Below are 2,396 nucleotides of genomic sequence, written 5' to 3' on the forward strand. Positions count from 1 at the left end.
CGCACGCTTGCGTCCATGGGCCTGGGCGAGTTCTCCGCCCGGGAACTGGCCGGCGCGGTCACGGCCGGTTTGCCGGCGGCGCAGGCTATCGGAGCCGAGGCCCGGTGATCGCAGGCCAACGGCGAGCATCCGGCCGGCGGCTCTGCCGGACGAGGGTTCGGGTGGCGCTGGAAGCGATTGGATCCGAGGAGGTGTCGCCGTGAGGCGTCGCATTCGCATGATCACCGCAGCCGTGGGCGAGTGCGTCCACGTCGCGGGTGTGTATCGATTCTCGGAACTGGCGAAGGAGGCAGGCTTCGACGTCCGCTTCATGGGGCCGGCGGTCGGCCTGGAACGGGTGGTGGAGGCCACTCGCGCCGACCAGCCGCAGGTGGTCGGCCTCAGCTACCGCCTGACGCCGGCTGCCGGGCGGCGTGTGCTGGAGGCATTGCGGGCCAGGCTCGAGGCCCAGGGGCTGACAGAGGGCCGCATCTTCCTGTTCGGCGGGACGCCGCCGGTGGCTCGAGAAGCGCGGGAGATGGGCTGGTTCCACCGGGTCTTCGACGGTACCGAGGACGACCGGGAGACGGCCATCTACCTGCGGCGGTTGTGGCACCAGATCACCGAAGCGGGTGCCGGAGAGGCGGCGGCCCGAGGCGGGGTGGGCGCGTACCGTGGGGCAAGCGGTGAGTTCGCCGCCGCGGTCGGCGTGGGCGAGCCGGTCGAGTACCCGCAGACGCTGCCCGAGCGCATCGAGTGGCAGCGGCCGTATCCCATCATCCGCCACCACTTCGGCCTGCCGGACCTCGAGGCCACCGTCGAAGGCGTGGCGCGCCTGGCCGAGTCGAAGGTGCTGGACGTCATTTCGCTTGCCACCGACCAAAACTGCCAGGAGTGCTTCTTCCGCCCCGAGGAGATGGACCCCGAGCAGGACGGGGCCGGCGGGGCGCCGGTGCGCAGCGCTGACGACCTGCGGCGCATCTACCAGGCGAGCCGGCGGGGCAACTTCCCGCTGATGCGGGCGTACAGCGGCACCCGCGACATCATCCGGATGGCCGAGGTGCTCGCCGGCACCATCAACCTGGCGTGGGCGGCGGTGCCGCTCACCTGGTACAGCGTGCTGGACGGGCGCAGCCGCCGGCCGCTGGAGCAGACCATCCGGGAGGCGCAGGAGGCGTTCGCCTGGCATGCGCGGCGGGGCATCCCGGTGGAATCCAATGAGTCGCACCACTGGAGCCTGCGGGACGCGCCGGACACGGTGGCCGTGGTGATGGCGTTTTTGGCGGCGTACAACGCCCGCAAGGCGGGGGTACGCCACTACGTGGCCCAGTACATGTTCAACACGCCGCCCGCCACGTCGCCGGCCATGGATCTGGCCAAGATGCTGGCCAAGGCCGAGCTCATCGAGGGTCTGCACTCGCCGGGCTTCACCACCTTCCGGGAGACCCGGGTGGGGCTGTCGAGCCACCCGGCCGACCTGCTCGTGGCAAAAGGGCACCTGGGGGCCTCGGTGCTGCTGCAGATGGCGCTGCGGCCGCACATCGTCCACGTGGTCGCGTTCTGCGAGGCGGACCACGCGGCGACGCCGGACGAGATCGTGGAGAGCGTCAAGATCGCCCGGGGCGCGATCCGGGACGCGATGAGCGGGCTTCCCGACATGGCGGCCGACCCGAGGGTGCAGGAGCGCCGCCAGGAGCTGGTGGAGGAGGCGCGGGTGCTGCTCGACGCCATCGCCGCACTCGCCCCACCCGGGGTGGACGACCCGTGGGCTGACGCCGCAACGCTGACCCGGGCCGTCCAGGTGGGGCTGGTTGACGCCCCGCACCTGCGCAGCAATCCGGAGGCCCGGGGGGCGGTGACGACCCGCATCATCGGGGGCGCGTGCCGGGCGGTCGACCCCGAGACGGAGCGGGTGCTCGGCGAAGCGGAGCGGGTGCGCCGGATCTTGGACGAGGCGGTCAGGAGCGGCCTGGTGCGCCGGGCGGCGGCAGCGCCGCACCCGGCCGGCCCCACCCGCCGGGCCGCCGCGGCCGGCCGGGGGGACCGATAGCCGTGTGCGGCATCGCCGGTGGCGTCGGCAGGCCGGCCGCAGAACGGGTGCGCCGGATGATCGCCCTCACGGCGTACCGGGGGCCGGACGGCCAGCGCTTCTTGGAGCGACCCGAGAAAGGCCCCCGGGCCGTGCTCGGCCATGCCCGGCTTTCCATCGTGGACCTCGAACAGGGCTGGCAACCCCTGCGGGACGAATCCGGGGTAACCTGGGTGGTCGCCAACGGCGAGATCTACAACCACCGGGAGCTTCGCGCCGAGCTGGAGGGCCGTGGGCATCGCTTCGCGACGGGAAGCGACACCGAGGCGGCCCTTCATCTGGTCGAAGAGGCGCTGGACGGGGCGGCGAACACACCCGCCCCCGCCCC

General features: G+C 72.7%; 2 protein-coding genes. Both read left to right on the top strand.

The features are described from left to right. Positions 1–199 precede the first annotated feature (199 nt). Positions 200–2,029 (top strand): cobalamin B12-binding domain-containing protein, encoded by a 1,830-nt coding sequence (locus AB1609_21350; GenBank protein MEW6048982.1) that lies wholly within the window; start codon positions 200–202, stop codon positions 2,027–2,029. Between the two features lie 2 nt (positions 2,030–2,031). Next, the coding region (locus tag AB1609_21355; protein MEW6048983.1) for a hypothetical protein at positions 2,032–2,396 on the top strand (365 nt) is incomplete at its 3' end.

The sequence above is a fragment of the Bacillota bacterium genome, assembly GCA_040754675.1.
Classification (GTDB): Bacteria; Bacillota; Limnochordia; order Limnochordales; family Geochordaceae; genus Geochorda.